Genomic DNA, 24,181 nt, shown 5'->3' on the forward strand with positions numbered 1-24,181 from the left:
ATGCACAATCAAACAGTCAGAGCGACTGTGTTCAAAGCCAATGCCGCCGTTCCTCAGACAAAGCAAATCTATGAAGATGACTTTTCTGAGCTGTACGGAGAGGATATTATCGCACCGCCCTACAACATCATCGAGCTTAAGACCATTGCTGAATATTCGACGATTCTTCAGCAATGCATTGATGCGTACAGAGTGAATATTACAGGTTTTGGATTCGATGTTGAGTACACGTTTGATGTTAACGCAAGTGACGTTGATCAGACGAAAAAGAAAAGAGCGGAAAAAGAATGGGCCAGACTTGAAGCCTTCTATAAATGTCTTCACTTTGACGAATCAGCCGAAATGATTTTAGGCTATGCCATCGAAGACAGAGAAAAAACAGGCAACGGTTTTATGGAAGTGCTTCGCGACGGGATGGGAAAACCGGCCGGCATTGAATATTTAGATGTGAAAAATATGCGTGTATGCGGAGCCGGTGAACCTGTTGAGGTCTCATTTGTATATGAAGAAAACGGGAAAATGAAAAGGATCAAAAGGCAAAAACGCTTCCGAAAATATGTGCAGATGATCAATGGAAAGAAAGTATTTTTCAAGGAATACGGCGATCCGCGAAAAATGGACATGCGCACGGGTGAATATGTAAACACATTAGCAGAAAAGCATCAAGCGAATGAAGCCATTCACCTCAAAATCGGAAGCGGCGTGTACGGCGTGCCCCGCTGGGTCGGCAATATCGTCAACTTATACGGAGCCCGAAAAGCGGAAGAGCTCAATTTTATGTATTTTAAGCAGGGCCGTCACGTACCCGCTGCAATCACAGTGGAAAACGGGATGCTGTCGGAAACTTCTTACCGAGAGCTGCAAGAGTATATGAATGATCTTGAAGGCGTGGAAAACGCGCATAAATTTCTTCTGATTGAAGCGGAAGGAATCGCAAAAGAGAAGGATCTCCATGGAGGCGAGGATATTACGCCAGTGTCCGTGGAAATCAAATCCTTGGCGGAAATTCTGCAAAATGACGCCTTGTTTCTTGAATATGATGAAAAAAGCAGAAATAAGCTGCGCTCGGCGTTCCGCCTCCCGCCGCTGTATACAGGCGAGGCTCAGGAATACAACCGGGCGACAGCTGATACGGCTAGAAAAATTACGGAGGAGCAGGTCTTTCAGCCGGAGCGAAAAACGCTCGTGAATAAACTGAACACGCTGCTTTTGCCGGAGCTGAATATTCATGATGTCAGGCTGACATTAAAAGGACCGGACTTTCGTGATCCGCTTGAGATTGCGAAAGTGCTCGGTCCTTTTATTACAGCCGGAGCGGTCTCGCCGAATGATTTACGCGACCTTGCCGGACGGGTGCTTGGAAAAACGCTGGAGGAGTGGCCTGAGGAAATTTATAAACGGCCTGCAGGACAGGATGCGGAAAAGACAAACCTGACTGCGCTCATGCAGGAGCTGAAAGAAAGCATCGAAGACATCAAAACGTCCTGAAGGGAGGTGAATCAAGCAGGTGGCGCGGGAATTAAGAAATGCCAAAATCAGCTTTGTCAGCTATGTGGACAAGGCGGCTAACCTTACAGAATTTTTCTTTACGAAGTCAGCCGGACCTCCGTCATTTGAAAAAAAGGTTCGGCTGTTTACAAAAAGTGAGCAGGATGAACAAAAGCTCGTGTACGGAATCGTGTATGAGCCTGATGTTCCTGATGCCCACGGCGATTTTATGACCGCTGAGGAAATTGAAAAAGCGGCGCACGGCTTTCTCGCGGAGGCACGGGAGATTGATATCAATCACAGCTTTGAGGGCGGAACCGGCGTCGTGGTCGAGTCATATGTGGCGCCCGATGATTTTATGATCGGGTCAAAGCAGATTGCAAAGGGTTCGTGGGTGCTCGTGACGAGAGCGTCTGACGAGGTGTGGGAACAGATTAAGGCTGGAATCATCACCGGCTACAGCATGGCGGGCACTGCTGATGTGTATGAGGAAGAACCGGTTGAAAAGGCGGGATTTTTCAGTGTGTTCAAGCAGATGCTGGCTGACAAAACAGGGAAGGAGACTGAAGAAATGAGAAAAGAAGACATGAAAGAATCATTCGAGCATGCGCTTTACCCTCTGCTCAAACGGCTTGAGCGGATTGAAAAAAACACAGACACGGAGGAAAAGCCGGAGCAGACGGGTGATGACGAGCGTCTGAAAAAGCTCGTTGAGGACCTGCTCGCCCCGCTGATTGAACGAATCGAGGCTTTGGAAAAAGCGCGAGGCGCGTCTAAGCAGACAGCGGACGATGCGGGCGGCAATACAGAGCAAGTTAAAAAATCAATCTGGAGCGGACTGCTGTAAACCAGTCAAAGAGGAGGAAATCAATTGAGAAATCAAGAGATCATTCGGAAAGCGGAAATGTCGCTTTCTGCTTTAAAAAGCGGAGGGCTTATGAATCCTGCGCAAGCATCGGCTTTTATCCGCATGGTGCAAAACACGCCGACCATTTTTAGTGAATCCCGCGTGATTCAAATGGAAAATGACTCGCAAAAATTTGAGAAAATCGGGTTCGGCCAGCGTATTCTGCGGGCTGCTCAAGAAGGAAAAGCACTATCAAACGACGAGCTGACAGTTCCAACGACAAGCACTGTCCAGCTGAACACGAAAGAAGTCATTGCGGAAATCAACATTACGTATGACACACTCGAAAACAATATTGAAAAAGACGGCCTACAGCAGACGATCATGCAAATTTTAGCAGAGCGCGCAGCCGTTGATATTGAAGAGCTGATTGTAAACGGCGATACAGCATCAGCTGATCCGTATCTGGCGCAGCTGGACGGCATCCGCAAACAAGCGGTGTCCCACATCGTTGACATGAATGGTGAAGAACTGTCCAGAGCGACATTCAAGAAAGGCTTAAAGGCTGTTCCGCCGAAATATTTGCGTATTCCTCAGGAATTCAGATTCTATACGTCTCACGGCTTAGAAGTTGAATGGAAGGACCGTGTGGCAGACCGCCAGACAAACCTTGGGGACCTGGCTGTTCAGGGGGGGTTATCAACAGCATTCGGCGTACCGGTTAAAGGGGTATCCAATATTCAGCCGTACACAGTCGGTGAGGGAGACGCGCAATATGACGCTTCTGATATCATTCTCACACATCCGAAAAATATCATTCTCGGCTTCTCCCGCAATATCCGAATTGAAGTCGACAAAGACATCCGCTCCCGTAAATTCATTATTGTCTTAACGGCCAAGCTGGACAGCAAGTTCGAAGAAGAGGATGCCTGTGCGAAATTAATTAACGTAAAAGAATAATAGAAACGAGGTGGTCAGCTCATGCTCATTGAACCATCTGACGTAGCCTCCTATTCGGTCTATGATCGGGTGAAAAACAGGCCGGAAGAATTGCTGGCGCAGGATATCATTGAGGCGGAAGCGGAAGCGGCTCTCATCACGGGCCACTGCTTTGAAGACAGCGTTTATGACCCGCTGCCCAACAAGGCGAAATTGGCTTTGCTGAAGCTTGCCCAGTATTTTGCGCTTGTAAATAGCGATGAATCAGCATCATCAAGCTATCAGTCTGAAAAAATGGGGGATTATTCGTACACGATTTCCGGAGAAGGCGGCATTCAGCGGCCAGAGGTGTATCATTTGCTCGAAGAGTTTATCATACCGGGCTACGTCCCTGAATCCTCCAGACTGAAGGTGAGGTCTTTATGAGTTATCAGCAGATGCTCATTCACCGCTGCGACATTTATCATGAAGCGGCGCAAGCGCCGTCTGCAGGCCGATTTGGGATTCCGGCAGACAAGCTGCAGCCGGTAATTTCATATCCGGACACACCCGATGAACAAGATGTCCCTTGCTATTTTTCTGAAAAAACGCAGCAGCTGATCCAGGAGGAGCCGGATCAAACTGTATATCACAGCTTTCTCGTCCATTTTCCGTTGTCAGCGGACATCCGCGTGAACGATAAAATCATTTGGGAGAATCATAAATATATACTAAAGCTGCCGAAAAAGATCAGACATCATCATTGGGAAGTCATCGCGGTCAGGGATGAAAGCCTATGAAAATAGCGGGACTGAAACAGCTAAACACGTCATTAAAAAAAGCGGCAGGCGGCTTTTCACGTCAGGCATCCCGGTGGCTTGAGGAGTGCGGGCAAGATTTTCTGGAGATCGTCCAATCTGAACTCATCAGCACACAAACGATTGATACAGAAAAACTGCTCAGCTCGTTCGAGAAAGGCGCCGAAGACAATCTCTGGATTGTGCAAAGCGGCGGGCTATCGCTTGAGGTGGGTACACAGCTTGATTACGCCTCATTTCTTAATGACGGCCATTGGACGTCAAAACAAGATGTGAGATGGGTGCCGGGGCATTTCCAAGGCTCGCGGTTTATTTATGATCCCGCGGCTTCAACGGGAATGGCGCTCAAGAAAAAATGGATCCCGGGCACGAGCTACTGGGATCATGCGCTGCTTTTATATGAACAGCTGTTTGAAAAATCGCTGGAAAGCAAATTGCGCCATTGGCTGAAGAAGCTGTAAAGGAGGAGCAGGATGAACAGCGAAACAGGATCGATCATGGCGTTTTTGTACAGCTGGTGGTCTGTTCCCATTTATGAACGTGAGCTGCCTGATCAATTTCAGGTGCCGTCGTTATACGTCCCATCGCCATCTGTTTTCGAGGAAACAGATACGGTCTCCACATTTAAAAAAACCTACAGTCTCAATGTGAAGCTGTTTCATCATGACTCCGTTCAGGCGCTGGATGAAGCGGACAGGCTCGCGGATGCCATCAGAGAAGCGAGAAATATGGTTCCGCTGCTCAGTGAATCCGGTGAGAAGACGGGGGATATGGTTCGCGTTACCCGAATTGAGACAAGGGTAGGAGACAGGGGCGAGGCGGTCATGGTGATCAGGTGGAGCAGCCGATATTATTATCACAAAACAGAACAGCCTGTCTTACAGGATATCGACATGAACAGCGGGGTGAAATAAGCGGTGGCAAAGGACAAACAACAGAAGAAGGCTGTACATACGGAGAGCCGGGAAGCTCTTTTTGATACAGCGGATTTGATTAAGCACGCGAAGGAGCTGTTTGGCGTTAAGCCAGATATCCTTCAGGGGGCTTTATTTGGCGTGGATCAAACACGTATGACGAAATCAGAAGCCAGTCAATTGATTCAAACATTTCTAACCAAGGAGGTCATGTCATCATGAATGGCGGAACATTTACAACAGGCAAAGAAAAAGAACGTGCAGGCATTTATTTTAACTTTAAAACGACAGCGCAGGAGCGGGTGTCACTCGGTGAACGGGGGACAGTCGCACTTCCGGTTGCATCAAGCTGGGGCGAAGCGAAAACGTTCGTCTCCATTTCCAGCGTTGAGGATCTCAACAAAAAAGTGGGCCTCAGCATTGATGATCCATCTTTATTGCTTTTGCGTGAAGCAAAGAAAAATGCGAAAACGGTATTGATGTACCGTCTAACCGAAGGTGTCCGAGCGTCTGCTGATATTGCTGAAGGCGTCAAAGCCACTGCGGTATATGGCGGAACAAAAGGAAATGACATTATCATCCGCATTAATCCAAATGTGCTGGATGCTGCTTCTTTTGATGTAACAACGTATATGGATGAATCAGAGGTTGATAAACAAACCGTCAAAAAGGCTGAAGAATTAACAGCTAACGGCTATGTCACCTTTACTGGAACAGGCGATCTTTCTTCGACGATTCCGCTCACTGGATCAGAAGGAGACACTTCAGCTGAGACATTGAATGCATCTGCAGGAATCCGTTTATCCGGCGGTACGGATAAAGCTCCTGTCAACTCCGACTATACAGATTTCTTAGCCGCGGCTGAAACGGAGAACTTTGATGTGATTGTGCTGCCTGTTGCGGAAGGTGATCAGCTGAAGGCGACATTTGCTGCTTTCATTAAGCGTCTTCGCGACGGCCAAGGACAAAAAGTGCAAGGGGTCACAGCCAATTATGCAGGTGACTATGAAGGCATCATCAACGTAACAGAAGGTGTGCTGCTGGAAGATGGCACGGAAGTTACGCCAGACAAAGCAACGGCTTGGGTAGCTGGAGCGAGTGCAGGAGCAACCTTTAATCAATCACTTACATTTGTAGAGTACGAAGGCGCGGTTGATGTGTTACACCGCCTTGACCACGATACGATTGTTGAACGCCTGGGCAAAGGCGAATTTTTATTCACATTCGACGCCCGCGATAAATCTGTCAGCGTAGAAAAGGACATTAACTCACTCGTTACGTTCACAGCTGAGAAAAACAAAAAATTTGCGAAAAACAAAATCGTCCGTGTCCTGGACGCTGTGAATAATGATTTAACACGCGAACTGAAAGCCTTAATTAAATCAAGAAAAGGCAGCGGAAGCGATATTCCGGCGTCTGAAGACGGACTTCAATATGTGAAAACGATGATCACACAATATATGACAACTCTTCAGGATGCTGGCGGCATCACTGGCTTTGATTCTGATGAAGATATCACAATTTCAATGAATGAAGACCGTGACGGCTTCTTGATTGACCTGGCTGTACAGCCTGTCGACGCAGCAGAAAAATTCTACTTTAATGTGGAGGTAAACTAATATGGCATTAAAAGCACAGAACACAATCTCAGGAAAAGAAGGCCGCTTATTTCTCGATGGTGAAGAAATGGCGCACATCAAAACATTTGAAGCAAATGTGGAGAAAAACAAGTCTGAAGTAAACATTATGGGCCGCCGCATGACAGGCCATAAAACAACAGGGGCAAACGGAACTGGAACAGCAACGTTCTATAAAGTCACATCAAAATTCGTGATTCTGATGATGGACTATGTCAAAAAAGGCAGTGATCCTTACTTTACGCTGCAAGCTGTGCTGGATGATAAGTCCTCCGGACGAGGCACAGAGCGAGTCACGCTGTACGACGTCAACTTTGACTCTGCCAAAATCGCAAGCCTTGATGTCGATTCAGAAGCGCTAGAGGAAGAAGTTCCATTTACCTTCGAAGACTTCGACGTGCCTGAAAAACTTTCTGACACGTTTTAATCAAAGCTGAACCAGCCATACGCAGACCTTTCTCAGAAAGGTCTGTTTTTTACATGATGAAATCAATTAAAAGATAAGGGAGTTTTTTACATGAGCGAGAAGAACGAAAACGTATATGATCTTTCCTTTTTTATGCCGGGAAAAACAATTGAAGCTGAGGAAATCAAAGTGCCGATCTCAAAGCGTTTTGTTGATAAAAAAGGGAATATCGTGCCATTTATTTTTAAAGCGATCACGACGGAGCGCATTGATGAATTGGAAAAAGAAACAACAACGTATAAAAATGTCAAAGGCAGAGGCCGTGTAAAAGATTTAGACAGCCAGCGCTTTTATGCCCGAATCGCAGTTGAATCAACCGTTTACCCTGACTTCCGTTCAAAAGATCTTCGAGAAGCTTACAAAACGGCTGACCCGGTAGAAGTTGCGAAACGTGTCCTGTCTGTAGGAGGCGAATACGCAAACTGGCTCAACAAAGCGATTGAGATTAATGGATTCGAAGATGAATTAGAAGACCTGGAAGAAGAAGCAAAAAACTAATAAAAGATGGGCATAAAGAAGCCGTGTATCTCTACTATGCGATGCACGAGCTTCACTATTCCCCATCAGATTTATTAGAACTGTATGAAGCGCCTCGAAACTTCAAGGCGTTGTTGTATGGACTGATTGGATATAAGCTTGAATTAATGGAAAAAGAATCGAGGAAAGGAGGTACATAATATCGCTAAATTGACAGCTCGTTTTGACCTGGAAGATAAAGTTTCTAAAAAGTTAAAACGAATTCATAAAGGGTTTCAAATGGTCGAAAAAAAGGTGAAAACCATTAATCGACAAATCAAAATCAGTATTAAGGCAGAGGATCAAGCCTTTTACAGATTGAGAAAGATCAATGACTATATTGTTTTGAAATTCGCAAAATCACTTGAAGTTAAAGTGGTTCTTGATGATCAGGCTACTGCCGGACTTAATGTTATTGAGCATAAGCTGAAACGGCTCCCAAAAGAAAGAAACATTACTGTAAGTCTAATTGAACATGTAACAGATGCTTATAAAAAAATAAGAAAAATGTTGAGCGGAAATCAGTTTTCAGTCGGTCTTTTCGTCAATGATCAAATCACCCCAGCTACAAAACGAATATTGGGATATTTGCAAAAGAACCTTAAAAATGGGTATTCAGTTAAATTAAAAGTGATTGATGAAATAACAAAAACCGTTAATCGAATTACAGCCCTTTTAAGAGATTTTGAAAAAACATATACAGTTAATATTATCGCTAAAGAAAAATTAGCTGCTGATAAGATCAACGAGAAGAAACCGGAAGAAAAAAAGAATTGGTTTATGCAAACATTAGAAGACTTCGGAACAGCTTTTAAAGATAAAGTGATAGAAAAGATTCTTGACTCGTTATTTGAAAAAATTCCTTGGTTTAAAAAAAATGATAATGAAGAAAATACCCCAAATCATGCGCCTGGGAATACGCAGAGTAATGAGAAAGTTGATAAACGCAACACCGGGCAGAGATGCTGTTGCTGCTGCTGTGGGTGCGGAGGTAATAGCTCTGGAAGCAAAGTCAACAAAAGATATAAAAAAAGAAAAAGTCCGACAAGTGCAAGGACTTCAGGACGAACACTGAGAGTTCCAGGCGAGGTATTACGAAGACGTCAGAGCGGTGCATCAGGAGAAAATGCCATAAGCGGAAGAAATTCTGGTTCTAAGTTCAGAAACTGGCTCGGAAGCATGAGGTCCGCTGCCACCGACTCATCAAAATGGGGGAAAGTTTTAACGCCTTTAAAAGGTTTGGGGAAATTTACGAAAGGTATACCTCTTTTGGGAACTGCATTAGCGGCAACCGATTTGCTAGGTATGAACAAAGAAAATGCAGGTGAGAAAGTTGGTTCTTTCGCCGGGAATCTTGGCGGAGCTGCTGCAGGTGGAGCCGCGGGAGCAGCCATTGGTTCTGTTGTCCCTGTTGTTGGCACTGCTGTTGGCGGAGTTGTCGGGAGTATAGCAGGCGGTATAGGGGGTTCTGATTTAGGATCATCCATTGGCAAATGGTTTGATGATGGCGGCGCTTCTAAAGCTTGGGATGGAATTGTTGACGGTGCAAAAAATGCTGTCGATTGGATCAGCGATACTTGGTCTGATTTCTCGGATTGGTTCACGGATAATGTCTGGACTCCTGTTAGTGATTGGGCAGGAGATAAGATTGATAAGATCACCGAAAAATTCGAGGATGCTAAGAAATGGCTGACTGATACCTGGAATGACGTGTCATCCTGGTTTGTGGACAACGTGTGGACACCTATTTATAACACGGCAGTACCGATCATAAATTTAGTAGTAGGTGCTTTTTTATTTGCCTGGGATGGTATCCAAGCTCTCTGGAGTATTGTTTCAACTTGGTTTATGGATAATGTCTGGAATCCATTAGTTGACGGTGTCACTGATGCAGCTGATTGGATTTGGACAAAAATAAATGACGCTTGGACATGGATCTCAGACACATGGTCCACTGTTTCAACTTGGTTTATGGATAATGTTTGGAATCCGATTAGTAATGCAGTGGCAACTGTGGCTGGCTGGATACAAGCACATATTGATTATGCGAGAATCTGGATCCAACTAAAATGGCTTCAAGTGGCAACTTGGTTTTATGACAACGTCTGGAATCCAATCAGTACAGCAGTTAGTAACGTAGCAAATTGGATTTGGACGAAGATCAACGAAGCATGGACTTTTATTTCAGATTTATGGTCTACAGTCTCAACTTGGTTCATGGATAATGTTTGGACGCCGGTAAGTGATGCTGTCACTAATGCAGCAAGCTGGATCTGGACAAAGCTTAACGAAGCATGGACGTGGATATCTGACAAATGGAGTGCTGTTTCAGCTTGGTTCAGTGAAAATGTGTGGAATCCAATTATTACAAAAGTAGAGGATGCCAAAAAATCCATTTCAGAAAAATTCGAGTCAGCTATAACAGCAGTTAAAGACGCTTGGAAAGATATTGAGACTTGGTTCCAAGAAAATGTGGGTGATCCGTTAGGTGGTATAGCTGACGGAATTAAGGAGAAATTCCAAGATACTTTTGCATGGGTCATTAAACTCCAAGAATTGGCCGGCGCTGGAGGACGGTTCATAAATAACCTTATAGGTAGAGGTGAGGAAGCTACTGGATTGCCAACAAAGAAATCCGGTAAGTCTTCATCTGGTAAAAATTCTAGCGGTGGCGGAGGAATTGCTGGTCTTGTCCAGTCTCAGTCATCAGCGCCAACAAGTATTTTTCCTAAACAAAAAAGCGTTCTTGAAACTGAAACGAACGCGACGGGCGGATATATTACGAAACCAACCATTTCATGGATTGGTGAAGCGGGTAAAGAGTTTGTGATCCCTGTTGATAACAACAAGGGCCGCGGAAAAATGCTTCTTTCTCAGGCTGCTTCAAAACTGGGGATGAACGTTGTTGACGACATGGCTTCTGCTTCATCTGCAGGCGGAGAATCAGCAGTTTCTCCATTAGGCGGCGCAGCATCAGTCACCGCTACGGTAGCTCCTACTGTTGATACGTCGAGCCTAAATGAACAGGCGGCTTCTTTCGGTCAACAGTTCACACAAGGCTTCGATCAAGGTATTGGCGATAATGTCGTTTCAATGGACACTTGGAAACAGAAAAACGTCGGCCAGCCTATGAAAAATTTGATCTCTTACACTCCGAATTACGGAAAACAGGTGGTCAATGGTTATGCTAATGGTCAGAACAGTACGGCAACCGGAACAGATGGATTCCTGCAGACGAAAGTCAAAACACCATTCCAGAACACTGTGAATAAATCCTCTTCATGGGGAAGCGGTACAATCAAAGGATTTGCTTCCGGACAAAATAGTTCCCAGACCGGTACTGATCAATACGTGAATACTCATGTAAATAAGCCGTTTATGCGATCTAAAGAATCATCAAACGGCTGGGGAACCGGTATGATCGGGAATTTTGTTTCAGGTATGACTTCAAAGGCAAGTGAAGTCCATGAAGCCGCCAAGGAACTCGCGAAAAAAGTGGAGAAGGCTTTCCGTGAAGAATTAGATATCCATTCGCCTTCTCGAGTTATGATGAGTCTCGGTCGCTTTGCATCTGTCGGTGTAGTAAAAGGGTTGGATTCTGTCGATGTGAAAAAATACGCTGAAAAGCAAGCCGGTTCACTGGCAGCTGCTTATTCCGGAATGGGTGCAGTAGGGGGAAATGTGAAACAGTGGCTTATGGCAGCAATGATGGCCACAAAGACACCATTGAGCTGGCTCTCGGGATTAATGACGATTGCACAGTATGAATCAGGGGGCAACCCGAACTCTATTAACCTGTGGGATAGCAACGCGAGGGCGGGGAATCCATCACAAGGACTCATGCAGACAGTTCCGACCACATTTAATGCTCATAAAGCACCGGGCATGGGTAACATTAGAAATCCGATTCACAACGCTGCTGCCGCTATCGGCTATATCAAAAGCAGATACGGCTCAATTGATAATGTACCTGGCATTAAAAGCCTGAAACGTGGCGGTCCCTATGTCGGTTATGCCAACGGCGGGCTGATTACAAAAGAACAAATTGCCCGTGTCGGTGAAGGGAACAAGCGGGAATGGATCATTCCGGAGGAGCGGGGCATACGCGGCCGCTACCTCCTTCAGAGAGCAGCCCAAGCCTTAGGAATGGAAGTGACAGATCCATCACAAACTCAGCAGTCTGAGCTTTCATCAGGCCAAGTTTCCGCTGTTACTTCAGCTAGCCGGCCAACCGCAGCGGTTTCCGGATCAAAAGAGATTTATATTCAATTTAATGGTGACCAGCATTTCCATAATGGACAAGATGCCGAAAGCCTTGCAGCGAAAATCAAGCAGGCGCTTATAGACGAGCTGCAAAAGGATATCAATATTGGAACGAAGGGAGTCGTTGCATTTGACTAAATCCGTATATGAATTTTGGATTTCACAAGGGAAGGACAAGCTGCGGCTCCCCGTACTTCCCGACCAACTGAACATTTCAAATACGGTTCAGAATGAGACGGTTAAAGTAGCCAAGTTTGGTGACCTTACATTTATTGACGAACAGGGAGCGAAAGAAATTTCGTTCTCTTCGTTTTTTCCAAAGAAATACAGCCCGATAGCTGAATATCAAAACTTCCCGTCGCCGGAAAATGCGATAACAAAAATTGAAAAATGGATGAAGGCCAAAAAACCGGTCCAGTTTTTGATTACGGGAACTAAAGTGAACCTGACTTGCAGCATTGAAGGTTTTTCCTATAGCGAAGGCCAGCAGGATATCGGCGATCGTTCGTTTGATATTCAATTAAAAGAATACAAAACCGCTTCCCCCCGAAAAATCAAGCAGAAGAAAAAAACAAAGGCAAAACGGCCGTCGAAGGCATCTCCGAAAACCTATACAGTGAAAAAGGGAGACACGCTGTGGGACATTGCCGGCAGGTTTTACGGGAACAACACGCAATGGCGCAAAATTTGGAACGCCAATAAAACAGCAATGATTAAACGAAGCAAACGAAATATCAGGCAGCCGGGCCACTGGATTTTTCCCGGCCAAAAATTAAAGATACCGCAATGAAACAGGTGATGTATGATGATTGAACTGTTCGTCATTAAAGACACAGAGTGGCTTGAGCTGGTTGCAGAAAGCGTATCGCTGGAAGGCCACCGTTATCAGGCGCCGCGCTCCATTGAAGCGACCATCGTCATCAAACAGGGCGACCAGACGTATTACAGCGTCACAGAAGGAGATACGGTCTTATTTAAGTGGAAGGGAAAAGAGCTTTTTCGGGGCATTGTTTTTGCAAGAACCCCGGACGAGCATACGCTTGCTTTCAGCGCATACGATATGCTTCAGTACCTGGTCAAAAATCAGGATGTGTACGTGTTTTCCAATCAGCGCGCTGATCAAATGATCAAAAGGATCGCCAATGATTTTCAAATACCGACAACCTCGATTGCGAACACAGGCCATACGATTAAAAGCCTAGTCATTAAAAATGATACGACCCTGTATGACATCATACTAAAAGCGTTGAAACAGACGAAAAGCCAGACGGGACGACATTATCAGCTGTATTCGGAAAAAGGAAAGCTCGGTCTGCGCGCTTGGCCAGATCCGTCAGAGGTATGGGTGCTGGAAACAGGCGTCAACATCACGGGCTACCAATTCAGCACTTCTATAAACGACACTGCCACACGGGTGGTGCTCCGCCGGCAGAAGGACAATAAGACGTATAAAGCCTCTGCCAAGGACAGTTCAGGCGTAAACAAATACGGTGTGCTTCAATATACGGAAACGGTCACTGATGACATCAACCAGGCACAGCTTCAGCAGCGGGCAGATGTGCGCCTTGCTGAAAAAAAGGGCGTGAAAAAAGAACTGAAAAATATTCAGGCAGTCGGCATCCCAGAAGTGCAAAGCGGTTTGCCTGTCTATATTTCCATACCGGAGGCCGGGATCAAGAAAACCTACTGGGTGGATACGGACCGGCACGAGTTTAAAGGAACGAAACATACGATGACCATTGATGTTGTCGAAAAGAATACGATGCCGGAAGGAGTTTCCTGATGAGATTGAGTGAGGCTATTAAACATTTGGCCGTCGGCGCAGTTGATGCTGAGTCTCCGGTGGAGTTGCTGCCGGCTGAGGTGGTTTCGGTTTCTCCTGTGGAAATCAAATTAAAAGAAAACAGCAAACTGATCATACCGGCTGACGCCATCATCATCCCAAAACGAATGCAGTCCGGGGGAGACGATGCACTCGAGCCGGGGGATCGCGTCATGACCGCGGCTCTGACTGGCGGGCAATCGTTTTTTATTTTAGATAAAGTATAGACAAACTCCTTCTTATGAAGGGGTTTTTATTTAGCTTGTAAAAAGGAGTGGGCATCATGGCCCTGACACCAGAAGTGGAGTTTGAGGATATCGGAGATGACAGCGAAGTCATTGAAACCTCTACAACATACAAAATAGATTTTAAAAACGGAAGAATTACAAATGAACTGATTACCGGACTTGAAGCGATCAGACAGTTCGTGTATATCGCCTTACAAACAGAACGATATGCGTACTCCGTATACAGTCATAATGTCGGAAATGAGCTTCAAGACGTGCTTACAGATCATGAGACGACTGATGCCTACAAAAAAATGGAGATTCCGAGGCTGATAGAAGAGGCACTGGTTTATGACGACCGGATATCTGCTGTAACCGATTTTGAGATAGAAAAACAAGGCGATGCGTTTCATGTTTCCTTTGTGGTGGAGACAGATGAAGGGACGCTTGAGATTGAGGAGGTGATTGGCGAAGATGTTTGAAGATCAGACCTTTGAAGAGATTATGGAGCGTATGCTGAACAGCATCTCCGCAGATATTGACACAAGAGAAGGCAGCGTCATTTATAATGCCTTAGCTCCGGCGGCAGCCGAGCTTGCGAAGTCATATATATGGCTGGATACAGTGCTTGAGCTAGTCTTCTCTGATACCGCGCAAGGCGAATTTTTAGACCGGCGTGCAGCGGAAGCTGGGATTGAACGGACAGCCGCGACAAAGGCGGTCAGAGCGGGAGAGTTTACGTCTGGGATTACCATTCCTGTGGGCTCCCGCTTCTATGTGGATAATCTTTATTTTCAATATACGGCGGACGGGACGCTCATCTGTGAAACACCTGGTGAAGCAGGAAACGCCAATCTGACCGGACGCAATTTACTGTCGCTGGATACCATTCCCGGATTAGAAACAGCCATTGTCAAAGAAATCCTGATCCCGGGGCGAGAGGAAGAAGGAGATGACAGCTTAAGAGAACGGTATTTTACAAGGGTTCGGCGCGAGGCTGTCAGCGCTAACAAAATGCACTATAAAGAGTGGGCTGAAGAAGTGGACGGTGTTGGAAAAGCAAAGATCTTCCCGCTTTGGAACGGAGACGGCACGGTCAAAATTGTCGTCACGAATGCGAATCTTGAGCCGGCTTCCAATATCTTAATTCAAAAAGTGAAAGATTATATCGACCCTGAACCAGGACGAGGGGAGGGGCAGGCGCCAATCGGAGCCGTTGTCACAGTAGAAAGCGCCGTCTGGAAGGAAGTTGAGATTTCTGCCGAAGTGCTGCCTGAGATCAATCACTCAATTGATGAAGTGAAGTCAGAAATTGAAGAGGGCGTTTTAAATCTCTTTAAAAAAATGGCGTTCGAAGACAACGTCATCCGTCTTTCTCAAATTAACAATATCGTCTATAATTCACCGTCAGTCAGTGATTATTCCAACATTAAAATCAACGGCACCTCCGAAAATTTGGTGCTGAGCGACGTGGAAATTCCTAAGCTTGGGCAGGTGAAGATCATTGAGCAAACAAGATGACATGACAGCGTATCTGCCTCCGTTTCTCACCAGCCTTAAAGAAATGGCTGAGCTGCTGAAAGCGGAAGCGCCTGAGTTTGATAAACAGAATAACAGCATATTTGATCTGACGGATCAGCTATTTGTACCGACAGCGACATGGGGGCTCAGCCGCTGGGAAAAGATTTTAAACGTGCCGCGGGAATCAGGTGACACCGATGAAATCAGACGATTGCGGCTCATTTCTAAAATGTCGAACATCCCGCCAATCACCTACAGGGCCATTGAGCAGGCCGTGAATCGTTTCTTAAAAAAACCGTCTGCACAGATCCGCCTGCTGCCCGGCGAATACCGATTTAACGTAGATATCAATGTTGATGACCTTCAGCACATGAATGAACTGATCGAAGTCATCGAAAACATGAAGCCCGCTCATTTGGCGTATACGCTCAGAGGCGGATTAAATGAGACGATTCAAATCAAAGATACAGTTATCCTGAATCACCGCAGATACCGAACAGCCAGTGAGCTGAAAGTCGGTTATTCTGTCACCCTTAACAACAATGAGGTGGTTTTAACTTGATTTCAACCATATACAGAGAACGTACAGCTGCTGATCTAAAAAGCAGAATTGCTCACGTGCTGCTTAACGGACAAAAAACAGAAATAGTAGAGCTCTCCATTGACGGAGCGACAGTCACCGTTCTGACAAAACGTGAGGAAGACATCAAGCATATCGAAACGGTACAAATTTTTGACGAACTGGGCAACATCATTACAGAAAGAAAAACAGACCTGGACGTCAGCGAAAACAGAACACTCGATTTCAGATTTACTTTTGAGGTGGTGTAAACATGGCATACGAAGAAAAAACAGACTGGCTTCCGGATGACCCAATCAACGAAGATGACGTCAACCGCTGGGAAAAAGGAATAAAAGACGCCCACACAGACCTGGCCGCCCACAAAAACGACATGAACAACCCCCATAACACAACAAAGGCGCAAGTCGGACTGGGGAACGTGGATAATGTGAAGCAGGCTTCAAAGGCGGAATTTAATGAACATAATAATGATTCAACACGGCATATTACATCAACAGAACGTAAGGAATGGAATGCGAAGGAAACACCTGCCGGAGCTCAGAATAAGGCCGATCAAGCTGAAGTAAACGCAAAAGCCTATACAGACAACTTTGCTGCGCGAAGGGATAATCCTAACCAAGTAACAAAAGCACAAGTCGGACTTGGGAATGTCGAAAATGTGAAACAAGCCTCACAAGCAGATTTTGATGCTCATTTAAGCAATACTAAAGTTCATGTATCTGAAGGTGAGAGAAACAAATGGAATGCCGCACAACTAATTAAACTTACTGGAGATGACGGTAAAAGAATACAACTCCAAGACGGTACCGATATTCTAACACTATCTTCTGGATTTTATTATGCAGTTGGTAAATCAGTTGTAAACAATCCGGTGGAAGGAGATGTAGCTTGGTATAACTACGATATTATAGAAGGTGGTTCAGGAAGGAAAACAATAGTAGCTTACCAAAGTTGGGGCATTACAATGTGGATTGGAATGGTTCACACAGACGGTGAGTTTAGAGGATGGAAACAAATTGCGACAACAGATATGGTAGATAAAGTTCAATCTGTTTTAGAACTTCATAAAAATGATAAAACTAATCCCCATTCTGTTACTAAACAACAAATAGGCCTCGGAAATGTTGAGAATGTTAAGCAGGAAACTCCGGATGGTGCGCAGAAAAAAGCTGATACGGCTTTGAATCAATCAAAAGATTATACTAATAGCACTGCCTTTATTACTAGGCCACTAAATTCAATAACCGATGCAAATGATTTAAATCTTCCGCCTGGCACTTATCGTTTAGACACTAATTACATGAATGCAAATCCAGTATTGCAAAATCAATTTCCGATAAATGATAACAGAACAGGTTTATTAATTATCTACCCTTCTGCAAATAAATGGGCTACACGTCAAGATTGGTTTAGCATCTCTACGAAAACACTTTATACAAGGGTAGCTGTTAATGGTACTGATTATACTGATTGGTATATATTAGAAACGTCAGAAGGTTCACAAAGTAAAGCAAATAAAGCTTTAGCTGATGCTAAAAACTATGTTGACTCTAATTATACGAATAATAAATTAACAGTTCTTACAGGATCCAATGCAATTCAAGACGCTAGAACAAGTGGCAATGAGTATCCTGCTGGGCTGACTTTTATGGATATAGGAGCAAATAATACAACAGGATACCCGCTTACCTATGGTATTGTAAAAAATGAAAAACACAGTAACTATAGATTTTCTCAATACTTTTATGGAACTGGAAATGAATCTAGCTCCTACTTTACTAACACAGGTTCTTGGATTCGTCATTGGTGGGCAGATTCCGGCTGGACAGCTTGGCATAAAATTTCTGGATTCGCTCATGCGTATATCCGAACTACAGGTATTCAGTATCTTGATAAAGCAGCCCATACAAAAATTCAGTTCAATCGCAAAATAAAAGATAGCCATAATGCTTTTGATACAAAAAATAGTAGATTCGTTGCCCCTAATGATGGGATGTTTTTAGTAGGAGTTGGGCTGTATATGATAAATACACCGGCATACATTAATTTTCATTTGAAACTCTATCTAAATGGATCATTGTATAAACCGGTTGACCATAAGAGAGGGGACTTTAATAATAAGGAAAGTGAAATGAATCTTGACTTAAATGGGAATGTAACCGTTCCTATGAACAAAGGTGACTATATAGAGATCTATTGCTATTGCAACTATCATGGTGATGATAGAAGAGGTGTATCCGATTATAACGAGGTATACAATTATATAGACATTCAAGAACTTGGAGGGCTTAACTATCCTACAATATAAGTATAGGAGGAAAAACGATGATCGCAGAAGCAATCATGTATAAATACCCCAATACAGATCCAACAAAAGATTTTATCGTTCAAAATGATGGGGAAGGGTCTTATATAGCCGAATGGAACCTGCGCGCCCCAATCCCAACTCAAAAAGAACTCGAATCCTGGTGGGAAGAGCTACAAAAAAACCCACCGTATGAGCCGCCTGATCAGGTGGAGCTTCTCGCTCAGGAATTGTCACAAGAAAAGCTGGCTCGTAAGCAGCTAGAAGAGCTGAACAAAACTTTGGGGAGCGAACTGGCAGATATAAAGCTCTCATTACTTTCTTTGAAAGGAGATCATGTTGAATGAATTATTGGGTGCTTGCCCTCCATTATGAGTGGGCGACAACGGATATGGTGAAACAGGCTTTAGCATATCAAGACTGTTCAATTGAGGATTTGGCAGAGGGGGTGAACAAAAAGCTGATTACATCTGACCAGTATGAAGAAATTACCGGTAAAGCCATGTAAGGCTTTTTTATTTTGCCTGTTTTTAGATCAAAAGGAGGGTGAAGATGGTGAAGTATCAATATGAATTTCCTCTCGATAAGACTGGAAAAGCCGGAGCTGTAAAGCCCTATAGAGGAGAAAAAAATGATTTTGTGACACCTGTTTCGAACTTGTCAGGTGTCGGGGAGATTTTAACAAACGCTGCCTTAAAGGCGACTGAGGCATACAGTCAGCTCGGGCAAGACAGGCTGGGTGCAGTTCTGATTTCGAAAGTGAAGGGATGGGCGTATGCAGATCGTGAAGGCACGCTCTTTATAGAAGAAAGCGACAATAACAATGCTTGGACAACGACAGCAACAGTTAATGTCACAGCGGGTGTCCTGACAGCGACGGACTGGGTGTACCTTTCTAAACGCTATTACCGCTTTCGTTATGTGAACGGGAACCTTCAGCAATCAGAGTTTGTATTATATCAATCAGTCGGCGCGGGAGAAATGGACGTGCGTGTAAATGAAAAAGCCCCTTTGCAGATAGACTTTTCGGAGATTCAAACAGGCGATGGACGGCTAAAAGTAAAAGCCAGCCAAACGTTTGACTTTGTCTTTCATGAAAATGTCGAGTCCGCCGGCGAGGGTGCCGCTTTACCAGTGGACGGTGCCGCGCATTTACTCGTTGAAGTATACGGCACAGCGGAAACGAGTGAGGTGAAATTTTGGGGGAAATCAGTGTCAGGACAGAAACTTCCGATCAGAGGCGTGAAATCTGATGATGCGTCCTCAGCCTCGAGTACGTTAAGTAAAGCTGAGGCGTGGGCCTTTAATATTAAAGGGTTTAAGGAGATCATCATGGAGATCGCCAGTATCACCGGCGGGACTCTTTCGATAAAAGGAACCGTGGTTTCATAACCATTTCGGCCCTCGGAAGGGAGGTGATCCGCATGTAAAGGAGGAGTGAGTGATGCAGCAAGAGATAGATGTGAATGTGGTTCAGCAGGATTTAGCAGACATGAAAGGTGAGCACAAAGCGCTGGAGCAGAGGGTTTCCGTATTAGAACGAGTGTCTGACCGGCAAGATCAGCAAATCATGACGCTGAACGAAAAATTAAACAAAATTGATGAAAATACAACGTGGATTAAACGCACCATCACAGGTGCCATCATTACAGCAGTATGCACAGGGATCATTGGCGGAGCCATCGCCATTATGTACAACCTGCTGCAGCATTAAAGGGGGATTTTTATGAAAACGTTTGACAAAGGCACGGTCATTAGGACGGTGCTTCTTTTGGTTGCATTAATCAACCAGACCATGCTGATGCTTGGCAAATCACCATTGGACATTCAAGAGGAGCAGGTCAATCAGCTTGCTGACGCTCTTTATTCTGCCGGATCTGTCATTTTCACAATTGGAACGACACTTGCCGCTTGGTTTAAAAACAATTATGTAACAGAAAAAGGGAAAAAACAGCGTGACTTGTTAAAGGAAAACAATCTGACCAAATAAGGAGAGAGCTAAATGGTAAACATTATTCAAGACTTTATTCCAGTTGGTGCAAATAACCGTCCAGGCTACGCAATGACGCCCCTTTACATTACAGTGCACAATACAGCGAACACTGCAGCCGGAGCGGATGCTGAGGCGCATGCCCGCTATTTGAAAAATCCTGATACGGCGACAAGCTGGCATTTTACAGTTGATGATACAGAAATTTATCAGCATCTGCCTTTAAATGAAAACGGCTGGCATGCAGGAGACGGAAACGGCAGCGGCAACCGGGCTTCTATCGGAATTGAAATTTGTGAAAATGCGGATGGAGATTTTGCGCAAGCAACAGCAAATGCCCAGTGGCTTATTAAAACGTTAATGGCTGAACACAATATCAGCCTCGCCAATGTCGTCCCTCATAAATATTGGTCTGGGAAGGAATGTCCGCGCAGACTATTGGATACGTGGGATACATTTAAAGCAGGGATTGGGGGAGGCGGCAGCCAAACTTACGTTGTGAAACAAGGTGACACGCTTACATCCATAGCGAGAGCGTTCGGTGTTACTGTTGCTCAGCTGCAAGAGTGGAACAATATCGAAGACCCGAATCTCATTCAGGTCGGTCAAGTGTTAATTGTAAGTGCGCCATCGTACGCTGAAGAACCAGAACTCTATCCGCTACCTGACGGCATTATCAAACTAACAACGCCTTACACCTCAGGAGAACACGTCTTTCAGGTGCAAAGAGCATTGGCGGCCCTCTATTTTTATCCTGATAAAGGAGCTGTTAACAACGGAATTGACGGCATTTACGGACCGAAAACAGCTGATGCAGTTGCGCGTTTTCAGTCTGTTAACGGTCTAACCGCCGACGGTATTTACGGGCCGGCGACAAAAGCGAAGATCGCAGCACAATTAAGCTGATCACAGCGCACGGAAAATCCCGGAGTTTCTCCGGGATTTATTTTTTCTTCTTTAACTTTTTTAAAATTCCTGCACTCCGCTCTCTCACCCGAAGCGAATACCCAGAAAGGCCAAACTTTCCGTAATCAACAAACTTCACACGCCTCACCAATTTTTTCACTGTATCACCTGACAATATCCTCTGTTTGTTTTATTATATGTAACCCTTATAAGAAAAGGAATAAGGACAAGAGCTGTTTTCTCTTGTCCTTTTAGTGTGATCATGCTTTTTTTCGTTTATACTCGTCAATCAGCCGTTCGTTTTCTTTGAAGATTCTTGCAGTATGCGGACTGACTTGATAGCTCGCGACACTGGTGGTTGAACGTTTTTTCAGGATTTTAAACGGCTTCGCCGCTCGGGGCTCGCATCCGTTTTGAAATGCGCGTTCCATTATCCTTCACCTTCCTCCTCAATTGGCAGCACTAAATCATATATGCTCGTTAATGATGTGAAAAGCAAATAATCAAATTCCGTGACAATGCTGTCAGACGTCAGCTTGATGACGTAATTCTGTGTCTCGATGGTAAAAGGGATGAGAACCACTTTTCCGTATTGGTCGTAATAAACATCCTTTCGATCAAGCCGAGTTTGCACGTCTGCCGGATCGTCCATATGCTCGGTTAACCGGTCTTTATCAGCCTGTGTCGAATAGTGACAAAGGGAGGCCGTTAAGTTCATTTTATCGGCATAGGTTTTCAGCAGTTTATCAATACCTTCAGCATATGCTTCTATACTTCCATAATAAACGTGGATCGGTTCGTTTTTCAATAGGTATTGGTATGTTTTCAGCCGATTGAGATACATGTGAAGCATTTCGTTGTTTTCTTCGAGGATTTCTCTTGTGTCTGTTTCCAGTTCGCTGCCGGCCAGTTTTTTGACGTATGCGCTTAAGAAGATGAAAGCGTCAATTAAAGCAAAACTGACGGCGACAATGAGATACCGTTCCCAGTGAGTAAACAGGGAAGAGGAATCATATGTCCAGTATACCATAGCGCCCAGAACAAACAGCAAATACCATGTTTTCCGGATGGCGGACATTTTTTCTTTGACCTTCGATTCGAAACGCCATGTGGCATACACGTATAAGCCCAATCCGGCCATGATGCACCAGACCATGATCTGAAAGAATAAAAGCATACATCAATCCCTCACATCTGAAATAGGTTCTGCTTATTGTATTCGAGAGATACGGGTGGTTTTCCTGTTCCATCAAAAAAACCGCTCCTTTGACAGAAGCGGTGTAACATTAAAAAATCATATTTAAAAGAAAGTAGGCGATGGCACCAAGTGTCGCTGAAATCGGAAGCGTGATGATCCATGTAATGAGCATCCGCTTGGCCGTACCCCAGTTTACGCCTTTTACCCGGTGTGACGCGCCGACGCCAAGGATTGATGAAGAAATGACGTGGGTTGTACTGACCGGCAAATGAATAAATGTGGCGCCGAAAATAATAGCTGCACCGGTTAAGTCAGCAGAAACACCGTTTACCGGACGAATTTTCATGATCTTTCCGCCAACGGTTTTGATGATTTTCCAGCCACCGATTGATGTTCCGAGACCCATGGCTGTCGCGCAGGCGAATTGCACCCAAGTTGGAATATCGTTAGACGAAGTATGTAAATTCGCTGTGATGAGAGCCATTGTGATAATTCCCATTGCTTTTTGAGCATCGTTTGTTCCGTGTGTATACGATTGCAGGGCAGCTGTTATAATCTGCACTCTGCGAAATTGCTTGTTCGTTTTCGCCAAATTGCTGTCTTTGAAAATCAGCTTGACGATGCTGTAAAGAATAAAGCCAAGGACAAAGGCAATAATCGGTGAAAAGATAAGTGCTTCAATGATTTTAATGAATCCCTTATAATTTAACGCAGCAAATCCGGCTGACGCAATGGCGGCACCGGCAATAGCTCCGATGATGGCATGAGATGAGCTGCTTGGGATGCCGTAGTACCATGTGATCAGGTTCCAGGCAATCGCAGCGATTAATGCAGCCAAAATTACGACAGAGCCATTTTCTAATGTATAAGGGTCTACAATGTCTTTCGTAATGGTTTTGGCAACACCTGTAAATGTCATTGCTCCGATAAAGTTCATCACAGCCGCCATTATAATGGCATGGCGCGGTTTCAGCGCTTTTGTCGATACTGAAGTCGCAATTGCGTTCGCCGTATCATGAAACCCATTAATGAAATCAAACGCCAGAGCACAAATGACTATTAGTATCGTTAATATTAATAGAATATCCATTTTAACCCCTCGTTACGCGTTTTTCATAATGATGGTTTCAAGATTATTGGCAACACTTTGGCAAGAGTCGGCTATTTCTTCAAGCGTTTCGTAAATTTCACGATATTGAATGACTTTGATCGGATCTGTTTCATTTCCGAAAAGATTCTTTAATGATTTTCTGTGCAGGTTGTCACAGCTGTGCTCATACTCTTTAATTTTGATCGCGTGAGGCTGAATATCTTTTAAGCGGTTTTCTGCCAGCAGCTCAATTGTAATTAAAATTTCTTTGGCACATTCTCTGATGTATCCGCTGAATTTATCGATATGCTCGTCTGATGAAGTAATCGAGAAAATCTCCATCATGGCAGAGAAGTGTTCGATTCCGTCGAGCACATCATCCAGGCTGTTTGTCAGCTGAAGGATATCTTCGCGTTCAATAGGAGTGATGAACGCTTTGTTAAGCTCTTTAATCATGACATGAACATGATTGTCACCTTTTGTTTCAAATTCTTTTAACGTATCTGCGAATTCTTTAAGCGTCGTTTGGTTTGTGACCTTAAAGTTCACAAAATATTCGGCAGTTTCGTCTATATTTTTTGCGATTTCTGTTAAAAGGAGTGAGAACTTATCTTTTTTTCTTCTTATCATTAAAAACCCTCCATAGTTTGAATGAGACAATGCACACATCAA

32 protein-coding genes are annotated in these 24,181 nt (G+C 44.5%); 27 read left to right on the forward strand and 5 right to left on the reverse strand.

What is annotated here, in order from left to right; translation table 11 throughout:
* From RAC86_RS01310 to RAC86_RS01440, 27 genes are all read left to right on the forward strand, one after another.
* The gene (locus RAC86_RS01310; RefSeq protein WP_072182470.1) at window positions 1–1,488 is read left to right on the forward strand and encodes a phage portal protein; all 1,488 of its coding nucleotides are present in this window, start codon (window positions 1–3) and stop codon (window positions 1,486–1,488) included.
* Window positions 1,489–1,507: 19 nt separating this feature from the next.
* Window positions 1,508–2,335, forward strand: a complete 828-nt coding sequence (locus RAC86_RS01315; protein WP_072566142.1) for an XkdF-like putative serine protease domain-containing protein — start codon at window positions 1,508–1,510, stop codon at window positions 2,333–2,335.
* A gap of 24 nt (window positions 2,336–2,359) precedes the next feature.
* Window positions 2,360–3,295 carry a phage major capsid protein gene (locus RAC86_RS01320; RefSeq protein ID WP_003220578.1) on the forward strand — a complete coding sequence of 312 codons (936 nt, stop codon included), beginning with the start codon at window positions 2,360–2,362 and terminating at the stop codon, window positions 3,293–3,295.
* Window positions 3,296–3,316: 21 nt separating this feature from the next.
* Entirely contained in the window at window positions 3,317–3,700 is a 384-nt protein-coding gene (gene yqbG, locus RAC86_RS01325; RefSeq protein ID WP_061187284.1) for a protein YqbG, read from the forward strand.
* Complete coding sequence (locus RAC86_RS01330) at window positions 3,697–4,053, forward strand: YqbH/XkdH family protein (RefSeq protein ID WP_061187285.1); 357 nt, start codon at window positions 3,697–3,699, stop codon at window positions 4,051–4,053. The genes yqbG and RAC86_RS01330 overlap by 4 nt, the downstream gene beginning before the upstream one ends.
* Window positions 4,050–4,532: an HK97 gp10 family phage protein gene (locus RAC86_RS01335; protein WP_072566143.1), complete on the forward strand. Its 483-nt coding sequence runs from the start codon at window positions 4,050–4,052 to the stop codon at window positions 4,530–4,532. Before RAC86_RS01330 ends, RAC86_RS01335 begins: the two co-directional genes overlap by 4 nt.
* A gap of 12 nt (window positions 4,533–4,544) precedes the next feature.
* Complete coding sequence (locus RAC86_RS01340; RefSeq protein WP_072566144.1) at window positions 4,545–4,985, forward strand: phage tail terminator family protein; 441 nt, start codon at window positions 4,545–4,547, stop codon at window positions 4,983–4,985.
* Between the two features lie 3 nt (window positions 4,986–4,988).
* The gene (locus RAC86_RS01345) at window positions 4,989–5,207 is read left to right on the forward strand and encodes a YqzN/YkzM domain-containing protein (RefSeq protein WP_072566145.1); all 219 of its coding nucleotides are present in this window, start codon (window positions 4,989–4,991) and stop codon (window positions 5,205–5,207) included.
* Window positions 5,204–6,604 carry a phage tail sheath family protein gene (locus RAC86_RS01350; protein ID WP_003220591.1) on the forward strand — a complete coding sequence of 467 codons (1,401 nt, stop codon included), beginning with the start codon at window positions 5,204–5,206 and terminating at the stop codon, window positions 6,602–6,604. The genes RAC86_RS01345 and RAC86_RS01350 overlap by 4 nt, the downstream gene beginning before the upstream one ends.
* A 1-nt stretch (window position 6,605) precedes the next feature.
* Window positions 6,606–7,049, forward strand: a complete 444-nt coding sequence (locus RAC86_RS01355; RefSeq protein ID WP_003220592.1) for a phage tail tube protein — start codon at window positions 6,606–6,608, stop codon at window positions 7,047–7,049.
* A 90-nt stretch (window positions 7,050–7,139) separates the two neighbouring features.
* Complete coding sequence (locus tag RAC86_RS01360) at window positions 7,140–7,586, forward strand: phage tail assembly chaperone (protein ID WP_014663652.1); 447 nt, start codon at window positions 7,140–7,142, stop codon at window positions 7,584–7,586.
* Window positions 7,587–7,627: 41 nt separating this feature from the next.
* Entirely contained in the window at window positions 7,628–7,765 is a 138-nt protein-coding gene (locus RAC86_RS01365; protein WP_072566146.1) for a hypothetical protein, read from the forward strand.
* Between the two features lies 1 nt (window position 7,766).
* Window positions 7,767–12,005 carry a transglycosylase SLT domain-containing protein gene (locus RAC86_RS01370; protein ID WP_377885344.1) on the forward strand — a complete coding sequence of 1,413 codons (4,239 nt, stop codon included), beginning with the start codon at window positions 7,767–7,769 and terminating at the stop codon, window positions 12,003–12,005.
* Window positions 11,998–12,657 (forward strand): LysM peptidoglycan-binding domain-containing protein, encoded by a 660-nt coding sequence (locus tag RAC86_RS01375; RefSeq protein ID WP_072566148.1) that lies wholly within the window; start codon window positions 11,998–12,000, stop codon window positions 12,655–12,657. Before RAC86_RS01370 ends, RAC86_RS01375 begins: the two co-directional genes overlap by 8 nt.
* A gap of 15 nt (window positions 12,658–12,672) precedes the next feature.
* Window positions 12,673–13,650 carry an XkdQ/YqbQ family protein gene (locus tag RAC86_RS01380; protein WP_014113485.1) on the forward strand — a complete coding sequence of 326 codons (978 nt, stop codon included), beginning with the start codon at window positions 12,673–12,675 and terminating at the stop codon, window positions 13,648–13,650.
* Window positions 13,650–13,916 carry a DUF2577 family protein gene (locus RAC86_RS01385; protein WP_019714098.1) on the forward strand — a complete coding sequence of 89 codons (267 nt, stop codon included), beginning with the start codon at window positions 13,650–13,652 and terminating at the stop codon, window positions 13,914–13,916. The genes RAC86_RS01380 and RAC86_RS01385 overlap by 1 nt, the downstream gene beginning before the upstream one ends.
* A gap of 56 nt (window positions 13,917–13,972) precedes the next feature.
* A complete protein-coding gene (locus RAC86_RS01390; RefSeq protein ID WP_072566149.1) occupies window positions 13,973–14,398 on the forward strand; it encodes a DUF2634 domain-containing protein in 426 nt (141 codons plus the stop codon).
* On the forward strand, window positions 14,391–15,437 hold the full coding sequence (locus RAC86_RS01395) for a baseplate J/gp47 family protein (protein ID WP_072566150.1): 1,047 nt from the start codon (window positions 14,391–14,393) through the stop codon (window positions 15,435–15,437). The genes RAC86_RS01390 and RAC86_RS01395 overlap by 8 nt, the downstream gene beginning before the upstream one ends.
* On the forward strand, window positions 15,421–15,999 hold the full coding sequence (locus tag RAC86_RS01400) for a YmfQ family protein (protein WP_014113489.1): 579 nt from the start codon (window positions 15,421–15,423) through the stop codon (window positions 15,997–15,999). The genes RAC86_RS01395 and RAC86_RS01400 overlap by 17 nt, the downstream gene beginning before the upstream one ends.
* A complete protein-coding gene (locus RAC86_RS01405; RefSeq protein WP_014113490.1) occupies window positions 15,996–16,268 on the forward strand; it encodes a hypothetical protein in 273 nt (90 codons plus the stop codon). Before RAC86_RS01400 ends, RAC86_RS01405 begins: the two co-directional genes overlap by 4 nt.
* 2 nt (window positions 16,269–16,270) lie before the next feature.
* Window positions 16,271–18,328: a terminase gene (locus RAC86_RS01410; protein WP_072566151.1), complete on the forward strand. Its 2,058-nt coding sequence runs from the start codon at window positions 16,271–16,273 to the stop codon at window positions 18,326–18,328.
* Between the two features lie 17 nt (window positions 18,329–18,345).
* Entirely contained in the window at window positions 18,346–18,672 is a 327-nt protein-coding gene (locus RAC86_RS01415) for an XkdW family protein (RefSeq protein ID WP_072566152.1), read from the forward strand.
* On the forward strand, window positions 18,669–18,833 hold the full coding sequence (locus tag RAC86_RS01420) for an XkdX family protein (protein WP_072566153.1): 165 nt from the start codon (window positions 18,669–18,671) through the stop codon (window positions 18,831–18,833). The genes RAC86_RS01415 and RAC86_RS01420 overlap by 4 nt, the downstream gene beginning before the upstream one ends.
* Before the next feature lie 44 nt (window positions 18,834–18,877).
* Window positions 18,878–19,717 carry a phage-like element PBSX protein XepA gene (gene xepA, locus RAC86_RS01425; RefSeq protein WP_072566154.1) on the forward strand — a complete coding sequence of 280 codons (840 nt, stop codon included), beginning with the start codon at window positions 18,878–18,880 and terminating at the stop codon, window positions 19,715–19,717.
* Between the two features lie 52 nt (window positions 19,718–19,769).
* A complete protein-coding gene (locus RAC86_RS01430) occupies window positions 19,770–20,039 on the forward strand; it encodes a hemolysin XhlA family protein (protein WP_014113495.1) in 270 nt (89 codons plus the stop codon).
* Window positions 20,040–20,051: 12 nt separating this feature from the next.
* The gene (locus tag RAC86_RS01435) at window positions 20,052–20,315 is read left to right on the forward strand and encodes a phage holin (RefSeq protein ID WP_061187296.1); all 264 of its coding nucleotides are present in this window, start codon (window positions 20,052–20,054) and stop codon (window positions 20,313–20,315) included.
* 12 nt (window positions 20,316–20,327) lie between these two features.
* Window positions 20,328–21,221, forward strand: coding sequence for an N-acetylmuramoyl-L-alanine amidase (locus tag RAC86_RS01440; RefSeq protein WP_072566155.1), 894 nt, complete (start codon window positions 20,328–20,330; stop codon window positions 21,219–21,221).
* Between the two features lie 37 nt (window positions 21,222–21,258).
* Here RAC86_RS01440 and spoIISC read toward each other — a convergent pair whose 3' ends face one another.
* The 5 genes from spoIISC to RAC86_RS01465 all read right to left on the reverse strand — a co-directional run bounded on the left by spoIISC (window position 21,259) and on the right by RAC86_RS01465 (window position 24,139).
* Window positions 21,259–21,396: a three component toxin-antitoxin-antitoxin system antitoxin SpoIISC gene (gene spoIISC / locus RAC86_RS01445; RefSeq protein ID WP_136654612.1), complete on the reverse strand. Its 138-nt coding sequence runs from the start codon at window positions 21,394–21,396 to the stop codon at window positions 21,259–21,261.
* A gap of 85 nt (window positions 21,397–21,481) precedes the next feature.
* The gene (spoIISB, locus tag RAC86_RS01450) at window positions 21,482–21,652 is read right to left on the reverse strand and encodes a three component toxin-antitoxin-antitoxin system antitoxin SpoIISB (RefSeq protein ID WP_003239095.1); all 171 of its coding nucleotides are present in this window, start codon (window positions 21,650–21,652) and stop codon (window positions 21,482–21,484) included.
* Complete coding sequence (spoIISA, locus tag RAC86_RS01455) at window positions 21,652–22,398, reverse strand: toxin-antitoxin-antitoxin system toxin SpoIISA (protein WP_061187299.1); 747 nt, start codon at window positions 22,396–22,398, stop codon at window positions 21,652–21,654. Before spoIISA ends, spoIISB begins: the two co-directional genes overlap by 1 nt.
* 109 nt (window positions 22,399–22,507) lie before the next feature.
* Window positions 22,508–23,509 carry an inorganic phosphate transporter gene (locus RAC86_RS01460; protein ID WP_377885341.1) on the reverse strand — a complete coding sequence of 334 codons (1,002 nt, stop codon included), beginning with the start codon at window positions 23,507–23,509 and terminating at the stop codon, window positions 22,508–22,510.
* A 12-nt stretch (window positions 23,510–23,521) separates the two neighbouring features.
* Window positions 23,522–24,139, reverse strand: a complete 618-nt coding sequence (locus tag RAC86_RS01465) for a DUF47 domain-containing protein (RefSeq protein WP_014113501.1) — start codon at window positions 24,137–24,139, stop codon at window positions 23,522–23,524.
* Window positions 24,140–24,181: the final 42 nt, after the last annotated feature.

This window comes from Bacillus sp. LR_5, from assembly GCF_042709275.1.

Bases quoted from the DNA above. Each gene is read 5' to 3' on its own strand.
- RAC86_RS01390 (WP_072566149.1), top strand. From the start codon at position 13,973: ATGGCCCTGACACCAGAAGTGGAGTTTGAGGATATCGGAGATGACAGC.
- RAC86_RS01440 (WP_072566155.1), top strand. From the start codon at position 20,328: ATGGTAAACATTATTCAAGACTTTATTCCAGTTGGTGCAAATAACCGT.
- RAC86_RS01410 (WP_072566151.1), top strand. From the start codon at position 16,271: ATGGCATACGAAGAAAAAACAGACTGGCTTCCGGATGACCCAATCAAC.
- yqbG (WP_061187284.1), top strand. From the start codon at position 3,317: ATGCTCATTGAACCATCTGACGTAGCCTCCTATTCGGTCTATGATCGG.
- RAC86_RS01310 (WP_072182470.1), top strand. From the start codon at position 1: ATGCACAATCAAACAGTCAGAGCGACTGTGTTCAAAGCCAATGCCGCC.
- spoIISA (WP_061187299.1), bottom strand. From the start codon at position 22,398: ATGCTTTTATTCTTTCAGATCATGGTCTGGTGCATCATGGCCGGATTG.
- spoIISB (WP_003239095.1), bottom strand. From the start codon at position 21,652: ATGGAACGCGCATTTCAAAACGGATGCGAGCCCCGAGCGGCGAAGCCG.
- RAC86_RS01460 (WP_377885341.1), bottom strand. From the start codon at position 23,509: ATGGATATTCTATTAATATTAACGATACTAATAGTCATTTGTGCTCTG.
- RAC86_RS01380 (WP_014113485.1), top strand. From the start codon at position 12,673: ATGATTGAACTGTTCGTCATTAAAGACACAGAGTGGCTTGAGCTGGTT.
- RAC86_RS01350 (WP_003220591.1), top strand. From the start codon at position 5,204: ATGAATGGCGGAACATTTACAACAGGCAAAGAAAAAGAACGTGCAGGC.
- RAC86_RS01335 (WP_072566143.1), top strand. From the start codon at position 4,050: ATGAAAATAGCGGGACTGAAACAGCTAAACACGTCATTAAAAAAAGCG.
- RAC86_RS01330 (WP_061187285.1), top strand. From the start codon at position 3,697: ATGAGTTATCAGCAGATGCTCATTCACCGCTGCGACATTTATCATGAA.
- RAC86_RS01385 (WP_019714098.1), top strand. From the start codon at position 13,650: ATGAGATTGAGTGAGGCTATTAAACATTTGGCCGTCGGCGCAGTTGAT.
- RAC86_RS01365 (WP_072566146.1), top strand. From the start codon at position 7,628: ATGCACGAGCTTCACTATTCCCCATCAGATTTATTAGAACTGTATGAA.
- RAC86_RS01360 (WP_014663652.1), top strand. From the start codon at position 7,140: ATGAGCGAGAAGAACGAAAACGTATATGATCTTTCCTTTTTTATGCCG.
- RAC86_RS01415 (WP_072566152.1), top strand. From the start codon at position 18,346: ATGATCGCAGAAGCAATCATGTATAAATACCCCAATACAGATCCAACA.
- RAC86_RS01420 (WP_072566153.1), top strand. From the start codon at position 18,669: ATGAATTATTGGGTGCTTGCCCTCCATTATGAGTGGGCGACAACGGAT.
- RAC86_RS01430 (WP_014113495.1), top strand. From the start codon at position 19,770: ATGCAGCAAGAGATAGATGTGAATGTGGTTCAGCAGGATTTAGCAGAC.
- RAC86_RS01395 (WP_072566150.1), top strand. From the start codon at position 14,391: ATGTTTGAAGATCAGACCTTTGAAGAGATTATGGAGCGTATGCTGAAC.
- RAC86_RS01355 (WP_003220592.1), top strand. From the start codon at position 6,606: ATGGCATTAAAAGCACAGAACACAATCTCAGGAAAAGAAGGCCGCTTA.
- RAC86_RS01340 (WP_072566144.1), top strand. From the start codon at position 4,545: ATGAACAGCGAAACAGGATCGATCATGGCGTTTTTGTACAGCTGGTGG.
- RAC86_RS01435 (WP_061187296.1), top strand. From the start codon at position 20,052: ATGAAAACGTTTGACAAAGGCACGGTCATTAGGACGGTGCTTCTTTTG.
- xepA (WP_072566154.1), top strand. From the start codon at position 18,878: ATGGTGAAGTATCAATATGAATTTCCTCTCGATAAGACTGGAAAAGCC.
- RAC86_RS01465 (WP_014113501.1), bottom strand. From the start codon at position 24,139: ATGATAAGAAGAAAAAAAGATAAGTTCTCACTCCTTTTAACAGAAATC.